General features: G+C 70.0%; 17 protein-coding genes and 1 pseudogene. 8 read left to right on the top strand and 10 right to left on the bottom strand.

The features are described from left to right. Window position 1 precedes the first annotated feature (1 nt). Window positions 2-583 (bottom strand): LemA family protein, encoded by a 582-nt coding sequence (locus ACFYM6_RS15655; RefSeq protein ID WP_387275912.1) that lies wholly within the window; start codon window positions 581-583, stop codon window positions 2-4. A 241-nt stretch (window positions 584-824) separates the two neighbouring features. Then, complete coding sequence (locus tag ACFYM6_RS15660) at window positions 825-4157, bottom strand: S8 family serine peptidase (RefSeq protein WP_387275914.1); 3333 nt, start codon at window positions 4155-4157, stop codon at window positions 825-827. A 122-nt stretch (window positions 4158-4279) separates the two neighbouring features. Here ACFYM6_RS15660 and ACFYM6_RS15665 point away from each other — a divergent pair. Together ACFYM6_RS15665 and ACFYM6_RS15670 are read left to right on the top strand one after the other, a co-directional pair. Then, window positions 4280-4381 (top strand): annotated as a pseudogene (locus tag ACFYM6_RS15665) (LysR family transcriptional regulator); the annotation flags it as partial. Window positions 4382-4695: 314 nt separating this feature from the next. Beyond that, window positions 4696-5238 (top strand): LysR substrate-binding domain-containing protein, encoded by a 543-nt coding sequence (locus ACFYM6_RS15670; protein WP_387275916.1) that lies wholly within the window; start codon window positions 4696-4698, stop codon window positions 5236-5238. Window positions 5239-5296: 58 nt separating this feature from the next. On the opposite strand, the gene ACFYM6_RS15675 is transcribed toward ACFYM6_RS15670, so the two are convergent. Beyond that, complete coding sequence (locus ACFYM6_RS15675; RefSeq protein WP_387275918.1) at window positions 5297-5650, bottom strand: integrase; 354 nt, start codon at window positions 5648-5650, stop codon at window positions 5297-5299. A 43-nt stretch (window positions 5651-5693) separates the two neighbouring features. Between ACFYM6_RS15675 and ACFYM6_RS15680 the strand changes: the two genes are divergently transcribed. Beyond that, window positions 5694-6134, top strand: coding sequence for a hypothetical protein (locus ACFYM6_RS15680; protein WP_387275920.1), 441 nt, complete (start codon window positions 5694-5696; stop codon window positions 6132-6134). On the opposite strand, the gene ACFYM6_RS15685 is transcribed toward ACFYM6_RS15680, so the two are convergent. The 6 genes from ACFYM6_RS15685 to ACFYM6_RS15710 all read right to left on the bottom strand — a co-directional run bounded on the left by ACFYM6_RS15685 (window position 6109) and on the right by ACFYM6_RS15710 (window position 10015). Then, on the bottom strand, window positions 6109-7059 hold the full coding sequence (locus ACFYM6_RS15685) for a methyltransferase (RefSeq protein ID WP_387275922.1): 951 nt from the start codon (window positions 7057-7059) through the stop codon (window positions 6109-6111). The genes ACFYM6_RS15680 and ACFYM6_RS15685 overlap by 26 nt on opposite strands. 213 nt (window positions 7060-7272) lie before the next feature. Continuing rightward, a complete protein-coding gene (locus ACFYM6_RS15690; protein ID WP_387275924.1) occupies window positions 7273-7716 on the bottom strand; it encodes an SRPBCC domain-containing protein in 444 nt (147 codons plus the stop codon). A 32-nt stretch (window positions 7717-7748) separates the two neighbouring features. Continuing rightward, the gene (locus tag ACFYM6_RS15695) at window positions 7749-8099 is read right to left on the bottom strand and encodes an ArsR/SmtB family transcription factor (protein ID WP_387275926.1); all 351 of its coding nucleotides are present in this window, start codon (window positions 8097-8099) and stop codon (window positions 7749-7751) included. After that, window positions 8096-8557 (bottom strand): SRPBCC family protein, encoded by a 462-nt coding sequence (locus ACFYM6_RS15700; RefSeq protein WP_387275928.1) that lies wholly within the window; start codon window positions 8555-8557, stop codon window positions 8096-8098. The genes ACFYM6_RS15695 and ACFYM6_RS15700 overlap by 4 nt, the downstream gene beginning before the upstream one ends. Before the next feature lie 155 nt (window positions 8558-8712). Then, entirely contained in the window at window positions 8713-9087 is a 375-nt protein-coding gene (locus ACFYM6_RS15705) for an MmcQ/YjbR family DNA-binding protein (RefSeq protein ID WP_387275930.1), read from the bottom strand. 142 nt (window positions 9088-9229) lie between these two features. After that, window positions 9230-10015 (bottom strand): protein phosphatase 2C domain-containing protein, encoded by a 786-nt coding sequence (locus tag ACFYM6_RS15710; protein ID WP_387275932.1) that lies wholly within the window; start codon window positions 10013-10015, stop codon window positions 9230-9232. A 352-nt stretch (window positions 10016-10367) separates the two neighbouring features. Here ACFYM6_RS15710 and ACFYM6_RS15715 point away from each other — a divergent pair, with 352 nt between their 5' ends. The 3 genes from ACFYM6_RS15715 (at window position 10368) to ACFYM6_RS15725 (ending at window position 12665) form a co-directional block, all read left to right on the top strand. Further along, window positions 10368-10970, top strand: a complete 603-nt coding sequence (locus ACFYM6_RS15715) for a dihydrofolate reductase family protein (RefSeq protein ID WP_387275934.1) — start codon at window positions 10368-10370, stop codon at window positions 10968-10970. Between the two features lie 179 nt (window positions 10971-11149). After that, entirely contained in the window at window positions 11150-11458 is a 309-nt protein-coding gene (locus ACFYM6_RS15720) for a hypothetical protein (protein ID WP_387275936.1), read from the top strand. Between the two features lie 133 nt (window positions 11459-11591). Then, window positions 11592-12665, top strand: coding sequence for a winged helix DNA-binding domain-containing protein (locus ACFYM6_RS15725; protein ID WP_387275938.1), 1074 nt, complete (start codon window positions 11592-11594; stop codon window positions 12663-12665). 24 nt (window positions 12666-12689) lie between these two features. Here the strand turns inward: ACFYM6_RS15725 and ACFYM6_RS15730 are convergent, their stop codons facing one another. Then, window positions 12690-13244 carry a hypothetical protein gene (locus tag ACFYM6_RS15730; protein ID WP_387275940.1) on the bottom strand — a complete coding sequence of 185 codons (555 nt, stop codon included), beginning with the start codon at window positions 13242-13244 and terminating at the stop codon, window positions 12690-12692. 522 nt (window positions 13245-13766) lie between these two features. Between ACFYM6_RS15730 and ACFYM6_RS15735 the strand changes: the two genes are divergently transcribed. Both ACFYM6_RS15735 and ACFYM6_RS15740 read left to right on the top strand, forming a co-directional pair. Then, window positions 13767-14642, top strand: a complete 876-nt coding sequence (locus tag ACFYM6_RS15735) for an oxidoreductase (protein ID WP_387275942.1) — start codon at window positions 13767-13769, stop codon at window positions 14640-14642. A gap of 254 nt (window positions 14643-14896) precedes the next feature. Then, window positions 14897-16942: a S8 family serine peptidase gene (locus tag ACFYM6_RS15740; RefSeq protein WP_387275944.1), complete on the top strand. Its 2046-nt coding sequence runs from the start codon at window positions 14897-14899 to the stop codon at window positions 16940-16942. Window positions 16943-17001 lie beyond the last annotated feature (59 nt).

The raw sequence follows: 17001 nt of genomic DNA on the forward strand, positions 1-17001 counted from the left end.
CTTAGAACCGCACCTGCACCGGGCCGCGCTCACCCTCGGCCGTCTCGAAGAACTCCCGCGCCCGGAACCCGGCGAGGCCGGCGATCAGCATGGTCGGGAAGGTCTGCCCGGCGTTGTTGTGCGTCTGGACGGCCGAGTTGTAGAACTGCCGCGCGTACGCGATCTTGTTCTCGGTCGTGGCGAGCTCGGCCTGCAGGGCCGCGAAGTTCTGGCTGGCTTTGAGGTCCGGGTACGCCTCCGCGACGGCGAAGAGCCGGCCGAGGCTCTGGGTGAGCGCGTTCTCCGCCTGGGCCCGCGCGGCCGGTTCGGCACCCGCCGCCGCGACCACCCCGGTACGCGCCGCGGTCACCGCCGCGAGCGTGGCGCTCTCGTGCGCGGCATAGCCCTTGACGGTCTCCACCAGGTTCGGGATCAGGTCCGAACGCCGATTGAGCTGCACATCGATCTGCGCCCACGAAGCGGCGACCTGATTGCGCAGTCGCACGAGGCGGTTGTAGGTCATGATCAGCCACGCGAGTACGCCGACGACCAGCAGGCACACCAGCCCGCCCATGATCGCGATGAGTCCGCCCGTCTCCGCCACGAGGGCTCCCTTCCACGAAGGTCCATGGGGCATCGCCGGGAGTCTGTCATCCTCGCGCAACCGCGGCATCGAACGTTCGGTGTGGTCGCCGTCGCGGACCGGGCGGATCTCGGCGCTGACGAGGCCGCCGCCGTCGCCGGTCGCAGGCCCCTGGACAGCAAGTACCGCAGGAGGAACACGCCGGGCCGCCGCGGAGATGGCGGCGGCCCGGCTGGCCATCAGGCGCTGAGCGCAGCCACGGCTACCGCAACCGGTACGCCTTGATGACGGTGTAGTCGACGGTGGCACCGTCCGCGTACGCCGCGCTGGCGCGCAGCGACACGTACCCCTGCTCCGGCTGGTGAAGCAGAGCCAGGAAGCCGTCCTTGCCGGTCTTCTGCAGAGACACCCGCTGCCAGGTCGCGCCCTCGTCGTACGATACCTCGACGTTGACCGTCTTCAGGTCGGAGGCGGCCGCGCCCGGCTGGCGTTCGATGCTGAGCGGGACCGGGAACACGCGTCCGCCGCGCGCGCTGTTGTCGACGTCCAGCTCCGGCCGGAACGCGACCGAAGCGAGCGGCAGGGCGGTCGGCTGTTCGCCGGACGTCTCGGCGGAGCGGAACGTCCACTTGCCGCTGATCGACGTGCTGTTGTCCATCGAACCGTTCGCGCCGCGGGTCACCGCGTACTCCAGCCGGTAGGTGCTTTCCGCCGCGGGAACCGAGCCGCTCGCGTCGTAGAAGTACGTGGGCATGTTGGCGAGCAGCTGGTCATCCTTATAGAGCGCCATCCGGCCGGTGTCCAGCCACGAGTACCCGGTGTGCCCGGCCTGGTCCCCGAACACCGGCACGTTGAGGGCCATGTAGTTGCCCTGCCGGGTGAAGAACACCCGGTCCCCGTTGAAGATGGGCGCGGACGGCCCCTTCTGCCAGTCCACCACGTACCGCCGGCCCGGCTCGTACGTCAGGTCACCCGTCCAGAACTGCGCCCCGTACGGCCCCTGCGGTTCCCATCTGTTCCGCCACATCACGCCGTCGGCCGAGTAGTAGGTGGTGCGCTCGCCGGGGATGGTGAACGGGATGGGCGCGGAGATCGCGCTGCCGCCGTCCGCCGGGAAGCCCCAGTTGTGCATGTACCCGGTCCGGTCGACCGGGCCGACCGAGTGGAACCGGTTGACCACGGTGGCCAGCTCACCCTGCCGAACGGTGTGTCGGAAGTTGGTGAACAGGTCGCCGCGCCGGAACCAGACGAGGTCGTACTCGTAGGGCGAGTTGGTGAAGCTACCGTCGGCGTTCGGTTGCGCCCAGACCGTACGCACCTCGCCGGTGAGCGTGCCCGCGTCCGCCGGGACCGGGCCGCCCAGGTTCGCCGCGTAGAGCTTGGCGAAGCTGGTCCCGCTGACCCGGTTGTCCACCACGTACCCGGACGGCAGCGTCCGGAAGAAGCCGAGGTGGGCGCTGCGGCTGGCGGCCCCCTCATGCGGCACGGTGACCGAGGCCGAGGTGCCCTTGCGGGCGTCCAGCACCATTTCGGCGTCGCCGCCGGAGGTGACCGTGTACACCGGCTGGGTCAGCAGCGTCGAGCTGGCACCGTCGGGCTCGTCCGTGAGGATCGTCGCCTGTACGACGTACCGGCCGACCCGAACCGAGGTCGTGACGGTGCCAGAGGCGTGGTAAGGCACCTTGTAGACGGCGAAGTCGACGCCCACGACGCTGAGCGAGTAGTCGCTGGCCGGCGCGCCGTTGCGGTCGATGAGCTTGACGGTGAGCTTGCGCGACTCGTGTTCCTTGGTGATGGCCACCGGCACCCGGGCGGACACCGTACCGTCCGGGGAACTGGCCACCACAGCGCCGCTGAACAGGCCGGTCGCGCTCTTCACCCGGGTGTTGGCGGTCAGCGTGGCCTCGGCGGTGCCGCCGGCCGGGATGGTCAGCTGGCTCGGGCGCACCGTGAACATGCCGGCCGGCGCCGCCGAGCTGTCCGGCCCGGTCGCCGGTGCGACCAGGTTCAGGGTCACCGCGGCCGGGCCGTCATTGCGGTAGCTCACGGTCCGCTCCACCGGGACGTCGTCGTCAGCTGGGTACGCCTGGGTGCCCAGTGCAAGACTGGTCGGGCTGGGCAGCACCGCCTGCTTGATGGCGCGGCCCACATCCACCCGGCCGGCGCCCTGCTGGAACGCGTTCAGCGCGGGGTTCGGCTTGGCCGACGCGATCAGCTGCGCCTTCAGCGCGCCGGCGGTCCAACCCGGGTGCTGCTCGGCCAGCAACGCGGCGGCCCCGGCCACGTGTGGGGTGGCCATCGAAGTGCCGTTCAGCTGGGTGTACCCGGGGGCGTACTCCGGATAGTCGCTGTCCTTGGACAGCGCCGCGACGATGCCGACGCCGGGCGCAGTGATCTCCGGCTTGATGGCACCGTCGGAGCGCGGTCCCCGGTTGGAGAAGGACGCCAGATTCTCCTGCTTGTCCACCGCACCGACGGCGAGCGCCGCGTCGGCGGTGGCCGGCGAGGAGACCCCTCCGTCACGGCCGTCGTTGCCGGCCGCGACGACGAACAAGGCCCCGGTCTGGGCGGTCAGCGTGTTCACCGCCGCCTTCAACGGGTCGTCGCCCTCGTCCGGCCCGCCGAGACTCATGTTGATGACCTTCGCGCGTGGCGCCGCCCACTCCATGCCGGCGAGAATCGCCGACTCGGCGCAGTTCCTGGTCTCGCAGACCTTGCCGATCAGCAGCGAGGCGCCGGGCGCGACACCACGAAACTTGCCGTTGGAGCCCGCCCCGGTGCTCGCGATGGTGGCCGCCACGTGGGTACCGTGTCCGACCGGGTCGCCGGCGTCGGCGGCAGTGGTGAAATTCTGCTTCTCCGCGATCCGGCCGACCAGGTCCGGGTGGGTGTCGTCGACCCCGGTGTCCAGGACCGCGACGGTGACCCCGGTTCCGTCGTACCCCGCCGACCATGCCTGCGGCGCGCCGATCTGCGGCACGCTCTGATCGAGGCTGACCGTGCGCTTGGCGTCCAGCCAGAGCTTGCCTATCCCCGAGCCCTCGCCGGTGACGTCGGCCCAGAAGGTCGCGGCCCGCTGCTTGTTCACCCGTACCGCCGAGCCGCGAACGCTGGGCAGCGTCCGAGTCACCCGGGATGCGCCGTCCGCGCGCAGCCGCGCCCGGCCGGCGGCCCCGGCGGTGTACGCGACGATGGTCGGCACCTCGCTCACCTGCCCGTCGTCGTAGCCCGCCGCGACCAGGCCGGTGATGTCGAACAGCCGGCGGTCCACCTGCCCGGCGGAGACCAGCCGCAGGGCATCATTCGGCACAACGTACTGGTGGCCGTCCTCAGTGAACTGACTGAAGCCGATGTGCTCCCGCCCGGCACCCGGAGTCATCGCGACCCGCTTGTCGGCCAGGTACACACGGTCGCCGGTCACCAGCGTGACCCAGTGCCCATCATCGGGACGGGCGGAAACGCCCACCGTCCAGTCGGACCCGCCGGACGTGCCGGATGGCACCGGCGCGGCGGCCGCCGGCAGCGCCGAGACGGCACCCGCGGCCAGCACCGCCGACATCAATGTTGCCAGCTTGTAGAACCGTCTCTCCCGCACCTGCGCCTCCTGCCGAACACTGCTGATCAGGCCCGGGTTACTGTCCCGACCGGCATGAACTACCGGGAAATCCCAGCCGGTCATAGCATCGGGTTATGGACCTGGAGATCCGTCATCTGCGCATGGTGACGGCGATCGCCGAGGCCGGCAGCATCAGCCGGGCCGCCGCCGCTCTCGGGTACACCCAACCGGCGCTCACCGCGCAGCTCCAACGGATCGAACGCGCCCTGGGCGGCCCGCTGTTCGACCGCGGTCGCCGCGGCACCCGGCCCACGACGCTCGGCAGCATCGTCCTGAACCACTCCACCGGTGTCCTGACCCTCTACGACGACCTGCTTCGCGACGTACGCCAGCGCGGGCCCGGCGACACCGACCTCGACGCGCTGCGACTCGGCTCGATACCCGGTCCGCTCACTGCGCTGCTGATGACCGCCGCCCGGGCGCTGTTCCCCCGTGCCGACACCTCCCTGCACGTGGCCGACACCGAGGAGGAACTCCTCGACCTGCTGACCGGCGGGCGCCTGGAATTCGGGCTGGCTTGGACTATCCCGGATACGAGCTCGCGTTGCCGCCCGAGCTCGACGACGCCGTACTCGCGGTGGAGCCCATCTTCGTCCTGCTCTCCGCGGGACACCCGTTGGCCGGGCAGCCAGAGGTGGCGCTCGCCGACCTCGCCACCGAGCAATGGCTCGCCGGCGAGGGCAAGGACGTGCGGATGCGCAGTCTGTTCCGGGCCGCCTGCCGGCGTGCCGGCTTCACCCCGCGTCGGGTGCAGCGGATGAACGCCGCCGTCATCTTCCCGCTCATCGGCCAGGGCCACGGGGTAGCGCTCACCCACGCGTTGACCCCGGCCCGCCCAGGCGTCCTGATCCGACCGCTGGCCGGCGATCCGATGTGGGCACGCCAACGACTCATCTGGCCCTCCCACGGGCCGCTCGCACCGCACGCGCACCCGCTAAGGGACGCGCTCACCGAGGCGTACTGGGCGGAAGCGCGGAGATCCCCGGTTTACCGCGACTGGCTCGATCGCCGCACCCCGACGCCGGGCGAGCCTGCCGTCCGGGCACGGCCGCGAGCGTAGCCCGATCGGCAGCCGGACAAGGCGGCTGAGGGGCGCCGACAGTGGCCGATGTACGAAATCATCCTCGATGACGACGCTCGTGGGCGCGGACAACTCGAAGCGTGGGATCCGCGCACTCCGGCGTGCGCAACCCGTCGGTCAGCAGGAAATCGGGCAAGGCGAACGTGGCCGCATGCTCGTGCTCGGACAGCACGAACGTGCCGCCCCGCCGCTCGGGCTGCCACCCGTGCTCCAGGGCGTAGCTGACGACGGCTCGGACGTCGGCCGATGTCGGATAGGCGCCGTCGGTCGCGCAGGCGCCCCACGGTGCCGGCCAGGCGACCGACAGCAGATCCGCCTGGAGTGCCTGGCTCGTCTTGCCGGCGCCCGGGGCCGTTCTGGCGGAGTGGTCACTGCCGGCGCCGGTGGTCATTACTGATGCCGGCGGCGGCTACGGGGTCAGTAGCGATGGCCGGGTGATCTTCCTCAGTGGTCGGCGCATGGTCATGACCTTTCATCCGGTGAACGGTGTGCAGGTGCTGCGGCAACACGAGCGTGATCTCCGCCCACAAGCGGCGATCCTCCACGGCGATACGCTGTGGCTCGTCGAGGACGCGGGCATTGCGGTCATCGACCTGAGCCAAGGTGTTGTCACCGCGATACGGCCCCTACCGCACGGCGCCGTCCGCGCCGCGGCCCTGGTTTCCGGCGGTGTGCTGTTCGCCTTTGCGGACGGATCGCTGGTCACCATCGACCGCGCTGGCAACGCCGGCGCTCACCTCCGGCTGGCGGCGCGGATTGACCGGCTGGTCCCCGGCGCCAACAATTTGACGCACGCGATCGGCGAAGGCCACCTCGTCACGCTCGATACCCCGCCGGCAAGCGGATGGCTCAGTGAGACCGGTGCAACTCGATGATCGAGCGTGAACCGGCCGGCCGGACCGAGCTGACCTGGAGGCCGGCTGACCTGGCCAGCTCACCCAACTGGTCGAGGGTGCGTTCCCGGCCGCGGACGTAGCAGAGCATGCGCAGGTCTCCCTCGGTGTCCGAGGTGTCGCCCTGGGCATCGCCGATGTGGTCGACGACGAATACCTTTCCTGTCTCGGGGGCTGCGTCGGCGCACCGTTGCAGGATGCGGGCGGCGTCCTCGTCATCCCAGTCGTGCAGGACACCCGAGAGCAGGTAGCCGCCCGCACCGGCGGGGAGGGCATCGAAGAAGCTGCCGACCTGAGTGCCGGCCCGGGGGTCCAGGCCGGCTGAGGCGATGGCTTGTGCGGCGCGAGCCACCGGGCCGGCCAGGTCGATCACCGTCCCGCGCAGGTCGGGATGGGCGCGAAGGATGGCGATCAGCAAGCTGGCGTTGCCGCCACCCACGTCGACGACGTGACCAAGTGCGCTCCACGGGTAGGCAGCAGCTACCGCGGGCGCGTCCGCCACCAGCCGGGCTCCCATCAGCGCGTCAAACGATGCTCCCAGCCGGGGGTCGGCTGACAGGTCGTCCCAGAACGAGCGGCCGAACTGACGCGGAAACGCGGGCTCGCCGGTACGCACGGTGTGCAAGAGCTGGACAAAGCACAGATCGGCGCGCCCGACGGCGCCCTCCAGGTCGAGCCAGGGTCGCATTCCTTCTGGATCATCGTCACGGAGGTGCTCACCCAGTGCCGTCAGGCGGTAGGTGCCGGTCCCCGCATGAGACAGCACACCGGCGGTCACCAGATGGCGCAACAGTCGCCCCAGCGCGTCCCGGTCAACGTCCACCGCTGCGGCCAGCGCATCGGTCGTCCGCGTGCCAGCGGCGATGTGGTCGGCCAACCGCAAGGTCGCCGCCACCCGGATGGCCATCGGGGTGACCAAGTCGGCAGCCGCCCACAGTCCCCCGCCCCACCCGGTCGCCTCCTCCGCCATGGCGCCTCCTTGCTCGTCGGTTGCCTGGCTCGCTCGGTCGGACAACATCGCCCCCGGACGCTATCTCCGGCGCCCGGGCTGGGTCACTCTTGAACCGCCGGCGCCGGCGGGACCTCGCCGCTCGCTCCACAGGGCTGGCCGCCTGCCGGCTCAGTGCCAGTCGCTGACCTGTACGTCCCGCGGCGCCGGTGCACCCTCGCCGGTCTCCACCAGCGACTTCAGGCTCATCAGGAACGAGCCCCACTTGGTGCTGCAGTGGTGCATGAACTCCACCGGCTCCTGCCAGCCCTGGTGCTTGAACAGCACGATCGTGTAGTCGCCGTCCTGGCGGAGGTCCCAGTTGATCGTGGTCCCGATCCACTCCTCGGGGCCGTCGACCACCCGCCAGGCCACCCGCTCGGACGGCCGTAGCTCGACGACCTCCATGTCGAAGCCACCGACGGGGAACCGGAACTCGAGGACACCGCCGAGGTCGCCGCTGCCCTTCGTGTCGTCGGTCCACCAGCCGGCGAGGCCCTCGACGGTCGTCAGCGCGTCGTACACCTTTTCCGGCGTCGGGGTCTTGACCCCGACCCGGTGCAGAATGTCCACCATCTCGGCTCTCCTTGATCTCGTCAGTCTCGTTGTCAGTCCTGTCGGGTGCGCTGGATCGCCTCGGCGATCCGCTTGATCCGCTGCAGCCGGGCGTCCCACGCCGAGCCGACGGATGCGAGTTGGGCCACCGCGCGGGCGAGTTGGACGTCGTCCACCCGGTACCGCTTCTCCCGGCCCGCCGGCGTCGCCCGGACCAGGCCGACCCGGTCGAGGATGCCGAGGTGCTTGGCCACCGCCTGACGGGTGACCGGCAGCTGCTGGCTCAGCGTGGTCGCGGTGCCGTCGCCCTCGATGAGCAGCAGGTCGAGCATCCGGCGCCGGGTCGGGTCCCCGATCGCGGACCAGAGGTCGTCGTCGACCTTCTCCGCCACCGCGGCGCTCATGGCCGCACCCGCAGCGTCGCGACGTACGGCGCCAGCCGCGGCAGATAGAAGTCCCAGCCGGTGACGTGCTCCTGGTACTGCTGCTCGAGGACGGCGATCTCCCAGCCCATCTCGCGGAAGCCGGTCTCGGTCATCTTGAGCAGCGTCCCGCCGCCTGACGGGGTCAGCTCGAAGGTGACCAGCAGCGAGTTGCCCTCTGCCGCGACCTGGTCGGCCGGGTGCGTCCAGCGGAACGAGAACGTCCGCGGCGGTCGCGCGTCGACGACGGTGAACGGCACCACTGCCCCGCCGGCGTCGGGGTCGCCGAAGACGATCTCGCCCGTCGACCCGGGCGTCGGCTCGTACCGGGCATCGTCCGGCCACCACTCCTTGAGGTGGTCGGGACTGCTCACCACCTCGAAGACGATCTCGGGCGTCGCCTCGACGTAGATCTCCCGCTCGATGGTTCCGAACTCCATGACCCCTCCCGCAACGTTTGGTTGCACATCAGGCTAGCCGACAGGTCGCCCTTGCGCAACCATCGGTTGCGCCTTTGACGGGAGGTGAAGGCTCCGCCGGTGGCAACCGGGGAGCGCTGCGTCGACCTACTGATCGGCTCTGCTCAGATCCGGGCTCACGAGCCGGTGCCGTCGAGGTCACCGACGAGCGAGTCCGGGGCACGCATGCGCCACGCGTCGGTGACGAGTTCCTTCAGGCGATCGACGCTCACCTGCGTCAGCCGCAACATGACCAGGGGCATCCCGTCATATGCGGGCGTGGTGAAGAAAACCCCGGGCTCGCCGAGGAGTAACGCCTGCTTCTCCGCCTCGTCGCCGACGTACAGCACCGCGATGTCGGTCCGGATGAGGCGCGACGTACCAGGTCTGCGCTCCGGGTAGGACCAGACGAATCCCTTGCCGGCGACCCGGAAATCGAAGCCTTCACTGTCGATCTCGACCACGTGCGGCAGCACCAGCGCCAGCTGACGGACATCGTCGGCGTCAGCCATCGAGGTCGCTCCAGCAGACCGCCCTCCACATCCGTACAGCTTAACCACCCCGCAGCTCCGCCTCGCCTGCGAGACGGCCCGCTGGTGGCGACAGCGGCACCTGCCACTGTGGTCCTACCAGGCCGGGCGGGCCTGGCGACGGTCAGGCCTCGGCGAGGTCGGTGCAGTGTGCGATCGTCGCGTCGTCCGCCACCACCGCGTGGCGCGCCTCCGCCTGGCGGACGCGATGGATGATTTCGGCGGGTCCGCTCGATGCCAGGACGACCATGACCCCTGGCCAGTCGGTGAGCCGGAACCGGTCCACGACGCGGCTGGCCCCATTGCTGAGCAGGACGGCACCGGCCAGCTCGGAGGTCGGACAACTTCCGGTGATCGCCTCGCCCGCCGCCCGCGGGTCGTCCTTGGCCACCCAGAAGCCGCCCGGCCGGTTCCGGTTGGCGCGCAGGTCTCGGAGGAGCCTGTGGTACTCCTCGCTACCGTCGGCGACGGCCGCGAGCGCGGACTGGTACGACCGGCTGATGACCACCTCCCTGGGATCGGAGACGACGAGCGGCGCACCGTCTGCTCGGTCGAGCACGAGGACCGAGTCACCGAGCACCAGGTGCTCGATGAGGCCCTCGGACCGGCGCAGGATGGCTACGGTCGCCGACGGACTGATGGGATCGGCCACGTCGCAGGTGTGCCGGTGATCATCCGTCACCTGCTCGATGGCCTCGGCGAGCAGCGCCGAGAGGCTGCGGTCCGGCACGAGTGACAAGAGGCTGAGGAGTCTGCCGCCCAGGCGGCTGGCGTACCAGGCCACGCCGTGCCGGCAGATCGATTCGCTGCCGGAGAAGCCGCCGGCTCCGTCGATCAGCACCACTGCCGTCGGTACGGCGCCGACGAAGTCCTCGTTTGCCTGGCCGGTCCCTGCCGCGGCGCTCGTCATCGTCACCCGCATGCCGTGCCGCAGCCCTCCCGCCGATCGAGGCGTCGACTTTAACAACCGCCGATGCCCTTGGGGCGCACACCTCTGCCGCAGCGTGCGTCGCTGACCCGGATGGGCGGCACGCCCGCTCACCCACCATTGGCCTCGTCACCGCCGGCGTCAGTGTCAACGCCCTGGTCGACGACGCGTGGCGTCGGTTCGGCACCTGAGCCCACGCTGGGCGGATCTCCTCTTCAAGCCGTACGGCGCGAAATTTTCTTGGGGGATGTCGAACTGGCGCCGCCAGGATCGACCCCTGGGTGAAGGACAGGCCCGGTTACGGGCAGGCTGGCGGAGACCAAGGAGCGGATCGATGACGAAGGTTACGACCGGGGCGACCATGTCGTTGGACGGCTACATCGCCGACGCGTCGCACGGTGGGTTCGAGTACCTCTTCCAGTGGTACAACAACGGCGACGTCGAGACGCCGACGGCCATGCCCGGCTTGTCGATGCGCACCTCGGCGGCGAGCGCCAAGCACCTGCGCGACCTGACCGAAAGGACGGGAGCGCTGGTGGTCGGCCGACGGCTGTTCGACATGACCCGAGGCTGGGGCGGCCGGCACCCGATGGACGTACCCGTGGTCGTCGTCACGCACACCATGCCCGACGGGTGGGAGCGCGAGAACGACTCGTTCGTGTTCGTCATCGACGGCATCGAAAGCGCGATCGACAGGGCCAAGGCCATCGCCGGCAGCAAGGAGGTCGGAGTGAACGGCGGCACCATCGCGGCGCAGGTCCTCGAGGCCGGCCTGCTCGACGAGGTCCATGTCGACCTCGTCCCGGTCCTGCTCGGCGAGGGCATCCCCTTCTTCGCCGGCCTGAAGATCACCCCGGTCCAGTTGGACGGGCCTACGAGTGTCGTCGAGGGCTACGGTGTCACCCATCTTGCCTACCGCGTGCGCCAGGCAGGCTGACCCTCCGGCTGCGATCAGTGCCGGTGCTCCGGGTGTGACGGCGACCTGGGGCACCGGCATTCACATCATTCGTGTCGGCGGATCGCACCGGCCAGCGGCCGGCAGCTCGCGCGGCAGTGGTCGCATGCGACAACGGACCCCGCGGCTGACCACCACAGCAGATACGCCAGACTCGCCGGGTGGACTGGCCCGCACACCCACTGCCGACATACCACTTCGCCAGCGACGCCGACGGCATGCGTCACCTGATCATCGATGACAGCGACGCCGACTGCACCGGCTGGCAGGTCGAGGTACGACAGCGAGAGCAAGTAGACCAGCGCCCATTCCAGAGATCGGTCGTGTTCGGCACCGGCTCCCAGGTCAACCTTCGCGGTCACGGAACGGCACGACGGGCGTGGACGGCCGCCATCGGCTGGGCCGCCAACTCCGCACACATCCTCCTCCCCGACGGCTCCCGGCACCCCGTCCAAGGATTCGCCCTCTGAGCGCAGGCCGCTGGGCGGTCACCACCGTCCCTGATCCGGCTGGCCGTGGTCTCGCCCGCCCGTCATTCCGCCCACCATGTCGGTGGCGGGTCGTAGGCTGGCGCCTGTGGTGGCTTCGATTGATCGCCTCCAAGTGCTTGGGTTTCGGGTGCGCGCCCAGCAGTTGGACCGCCCAGCCGGCGCGTTGGCCGACACCGCCGTGCTCGACATCGGTGTGCAAGACACCGGGCCGGACGGCGGATTGTGGGCCCTGCGCAACCGCGGCCTTGACGGCTCGGCGCTCCGCGAGCGCGACCTGGCCACGCTCTGGACTGTGCGCGGCGCCCCACACCTGTACCGTCGCGAGGACGTGCCGCAGGTCGCCGCCGCCGTCGAACCGTTCTCCGATGCGGACGCCGGCAAGCGCATCTACGACGCGGCCAAGCCGTTGAAGGCGGCCGGCATCGGCAACCTCGCCGCGCTGGACGCCATCGCGGCCATCATGCGGTCAGTGGTGACCACGCCGCTGGTCAAGGGCGAGGTTTCCGCCGTGGTGGCCGGCCAGATGGACTCCCCCTACCTGCGGTTCTGCCGACCGTGCAACGCCACGCACCTCTACGAGATGCCGTTCCGGCTCGCGGCGCTGCGCGCCGGCCTGGAACTGCAGGCCGGCACCTCCCCGCCGGTGCTGCAACCCATCCCCGGCCACCGGCCGGCGCATCACGTTCCACCGAGGTTTGACCTGATCCGCGCCTACCTGCGGCTGCTCGGCCCGGCCACCCCGAAGCACGTCGCCGACTACCTTGACGCACCGGTCAAGGACGTCAAGGCCCACTGGCCGTCCGACAGCGTCGAGGTGTCCGTCGCCGGCGAGACCCGGTGGGTGCTCTCCAGCGACGCCGACCGGTTCGATGCGCCGCGTCCGCGGCTCGTCCGGCTGCTCGGGCCGTTCGACCTGTTCCTGCAGGCAAAGGACCGTCCGCTGCTGGTCGAAGCCCCGGCCCAGGCCAAGGCCCTCTGGCCGGTGCTCGGCCGGCCCGGTGCGGTGGTTGCGGACGGCGAGGTCGCTGGCACCTGGCGCCCGCGCCAGTCCGGGAAGAAACTGACCGTGCAGGTGCAACTGTGGTCGAGCGTGCCGACCCGCACCCGGGCGGCGATAGCGGAGCAGGCCGACCGGTTGGCGGCGCACCGGCAGGTCCACCTGACCAAGGTCGACTTCATCGAGTGATCATCGAACTGGGCAGTGCTGGGGTCACCCGGACTGGATGCGGTAGCAGTACCAGTCGTACGCGTCGCTGGTCGAGTTCTGCGCGTACGCGTCCGCGCCGTACCGGTCGCGGCAGGCGGTGTCCATGTTGACGATCCGGGGTGACGCCAGAAACCGGCGGCATTCCCACCGGCCGTCTGACCGGGCACTGGCTGAGCCGGACCCTGAGACGTGCCGGTCGCAATAGCGTTGCACCATGATCGCCAGTTCGCCGTCGTTGCCAGGGCCGAGCAGCTCCGGCCGGGCGGTCGCTCCAGGCGTCGGCGACCGGCTGGGCGGCGACGATGCGGTGGGAGTGGGGGTAGGTGTCGGGGAGAGGGTCGGTGTGGGCGTCGGAGACGGTGATGCCGACGCCTCGGGTTCGTCCGTTCGAGGCGCTGCCGTCGGAGTCGGTCGCTGTTCGGTCAATTCGATCGGGAAGGTCTCCTGTGGCAGGCCGATCGCCGGGCCCGGGACGATGGCCTGCTGGCTCGGGTCGGTGCCGGACGAGCCGGGCAGGAAGGCGAACAGCAGGCCGCCGCTGAGGACGCCGATCAACACCAGCCAAAAGTAGGTGGGCAAACGCCTGCGGTGCCGGCCGGACGGGGCTGAACTCTGAGACCGGTGGCGGCCGCGTTCGGGCGCACGCCTGGCCGCACCCGCGACGGTTTGTTCCATTAGCCACACTCTATTTGATTTCTGGGACTGTCGGGCGCCGGCATCGGCCTACCTGCCGGTAGGTGGCCCACCGTCGGCGGCGCTGCACATCTCCAGCCCTGGCCTGGCGGCCGCGCATCTGGGCCGGCAACCCGCGCAGATCCACTCCGGGTACCGCACGAGGCGGTATCCGGCACCCGCGACACCCCGACATACCGCACACGGAGTCGATCACCGCCCCTGCGGTGGCCGACCTTGCAGGCGGCCGCCAAGCCGCGAACCAGTCGGGCCTGCCAGTAGCTGTCCGGGCCGCCGGGACACGCCGCAGTGCTCCCTGACGATAAGAAAGGTAACAGGGATCTTGGCGCGACACCATCGGGCACACGACCGAATGCGCAGGTCAGGGGCCATGGCTATGGTCGTCCGATGCCTACTGGAGAGATCACCGCGGCTGCGGCCGGTACGTGGACGCTCGGCGACTTGACCGTCAACCGGATCGGCTTCGGCGCGATGCGACTGACGGGCAGCGCTGCCTTCAACCTCGGCACGCCAAGCGACCGCGACCGGGTCATCGGTGTGCTGCGCCGGGCGGCCGAGTTAGGGGTGAACCACATCGACACCGCGGCGTTCTACTTCTCCTCGCTGCGCTCGGCCAATGAGCTGATCAACCGGGCGCTGGCGCCGTACCCCGACGATCTGGTCATCACCACGAAGGTCGGCCCCGGCCGGGATCCGTCGGGCGATTGGCTGCCCCTGGCCCGGCCGGATCAGCTACGTGGGCAGGTCGAGGAGAACCTGCGCCAGCTCGGCCGCGACCACCTGGACGTGGTGAACCTGCGCCAGCACGGCCTCGACTCGATCGCCGAGCATTTCGGTGCGCTTGCCGAGCTGCGCGACGCCGGCCTGATCCGGCACCTGGGCATCTCCAATGTTCGCCCGCAGCATCTCGCTCAGGCCCAGGCGATCGCCCCCGTCGTGTGTGTGCAGAACGCGTACGGCATCGACAATCGCACCAGCGACGAGACCCTCCGCGCGTGTGGCGAGCAGGGCATCGCGTTCGTGCCGTTCTACGCGGTCGCCGGGGACGGACGGGAGGCCGGCGGTGTCGCCGACAACGGCTCGGTCCTCGCCATCGCACGTGCACACGGCGCCACGCCCGCCCAGGTCCGGATCGCCTGGACGCTGAGTCGCGGGCCGCACGTGTTGGCCATCCCGGGAACGGGCAACCCGGATCACCTGGTCGAGAACGTGGCCGCCGGGGCGCTTCGCCTGTCCGCGGACGAACTGGCCAGCCTCGAATAGCGCCACGCCGGTCGATCTCGCCGAGGTCGCCGAACTGGTCGAGCAGTGTGCGAAGCGGATGAAACCAGCAGGACCAGATACCGGTATATCAGACCGGCAGGCTGGCCGATTAACCGAAGGCCATAGGCGTTTCACCTGGCCACGACCACCATCCAGCCGAGTGTGTGCTGAGAATTGTTCGCCATATCATCACTCAACCCAAGATCGGGTGACCCCCTCACCCTCTTTTCGGAAGGCCCGGAATGAATTCCAGGTTGGGCAGACATGCCCTCATCGTCAGCACAGCGACCAGCGTCCTTGCGGCGCTCGGTGCGGTCCTCGCGCCGAGCGCGGCGGCAGCCGAAGGTCCCAACCTCAGCTATGTCGTCAACGCCGTCGGCAAGGCGCAGACGACGGATGCCGCCGCAGCGGTCACCGAGGCCGGCGGCCAGGTGATGGTCTCGTACGCGCAGATCGGCGTGGTCATCGCCCGCTCCACCGATCCTGCGTTCGCCCAGAAGGTGAAGGCGGTCGCGCACGGCGGCGCCGTCCTCTCCGCGGGCGCCACCCGGACCGCCGCCCTGCCCGCCATGGCGGAGGACACGGAGGACGTCGACGCCTACGTGCCGGACGCCCTGGAGAACGCGACCCGGCAGAGCGACATGGTCCTTATCGGTGCACGTGCGGCCCACGAGGTCAACCTCGGCAGCTCGACCGTCACCGTCGGCGTTCTCGACGACGGGATCGACGCCAACCACCAGGACCTCGCCCCGGTGGTGGATCAGTCGAAGTCGGTGAACTGCGTCGGCACCGGCGCCCCGGACACCACCCCCGGCGCGTGGCGGCCCACCAGCCTCACCGCCGACTACCACGGAACGCACGTGGCCGGAACGATCGCCTCGGCGAAGAACAACGTCGGTATCGTCGGCGTCGCGCCCGGCGTGAAGCTGGCCGCCATCAAGGTCGTCAACTCCTCCGGCTTCATCTACCCGGAGTACGCGATCTGCGGCTTCATCTGGGCGGCCGAGCACGACATCCAGGTCACGAACAACAGCTACTACATCGACCCGTGGCTGTATTGGTGTGAGAGCCAGGCCGACCAGGCTCCGGTCGTCGAGGCGGTCCGCCGTGCCGTGAACTACACCACCGACCGCGGCATCCTCAACGTCGCCGCGGCAGGCAACGAGAACCAGGACCTCGCCAACAAGACGGTCGACACCACCAGCCCGGACGACACCACCCCGATCCGCCGCACCCTCGACCCGAGCTGCCTCGACCTGCCGGCGGAGCTGCCCAACGTGGTGTCGGTGTCGTCGACCACCCAGCCCACCGCCCCGGCGAACGCGGTCGGGCCCTGGTACCCCGGCCTGACCACGCAGCCGGCGCGCTCGTCGTTCTCCAGCTTCGGGCTCGGGGTCGTGGACGTGGCCGCGCCCGGGTCGAGCATCTACTCCACCTCACCCTCGACCGGGGTGGCCAGCTACCGCACGCTGTCCGGCACCTCGATGGCCTCGCCGCACGTGGCCGGCGTCGCTGCGCTGTTGGTCTCCAAGCACCCCGGTGCCACTCCCGACTACATCGCCGAGTTGCTGCGCAAGCAGGCCATTCCGCTCGCCTGCCCCAACTCCGGCACCGACTACACGCAGGGCCGCTGCAAGGTCGACCCGAACAACCCGAAGGTCAACGGCTTCTTCGGGTACGGCCTGGTCAACGCCTACAAGGCGGTCACCGAGGACGAGGACGTCACGCCGCCCACCGTCACGGTCACCGGGGTCAGCCAGGGTGAGCAGATCACTCTCGGCACCACGGTCACTCCGGCCTGCTCGACCACCGACAGCGACAGCGGGGTCGCTGCGCCCGCCGCCCTGTCCATCACCGGCGGACCGAGCGTCGGGTACTTCACCGCGACCTGCTCCGGCGGTCGGGACCGGGCCGGCAACAAGGCCGCCCCGGTCAGCGTCACCTACCAGGTCGTCTACGACTGGCAGCCCTTCGGTTCGCCGGTCAACGCCGACAAGGTCAACGTCGTGAAGGCCGGCAGCGCCGTCCCGGTCAAGTTCGGTCTCGGTGGCGATCAGGGTCTCGCCGTTCTCGCGTCGGGCTTCCCCGAGCTGCACGCCACGACGTGCAACATCTCGGCCGCGCAGGAGGTGGTCCAGCAGACCGTCACGGCGGGCGCGAGCACGCTGACCTACGACCCGGTCACCAAGCAGTACCAGTACGTCTGGAAGACCGACAAGTCGCTGGCGAAGACGTGTGGACGCCTTGAGGTCACGCTGATCGACGGCACCACCCACTCGGCGAACTTCCAGTTCAACTAGCACTCGCCGTAGGCGGTGGCGGTCCGCGGCTCCGGCCCCGGACCGCCACTGCTTGGACG

Source organism: Micromonospora sp. NPDC006431 (genome assembly GCF_042870725.1).
Classification (GTDB): domain Bacteria; phylum Actinomycetota; class Actinomycetes; order Mycobacteriales; family Micromonosporaceae; genus Micromonospora.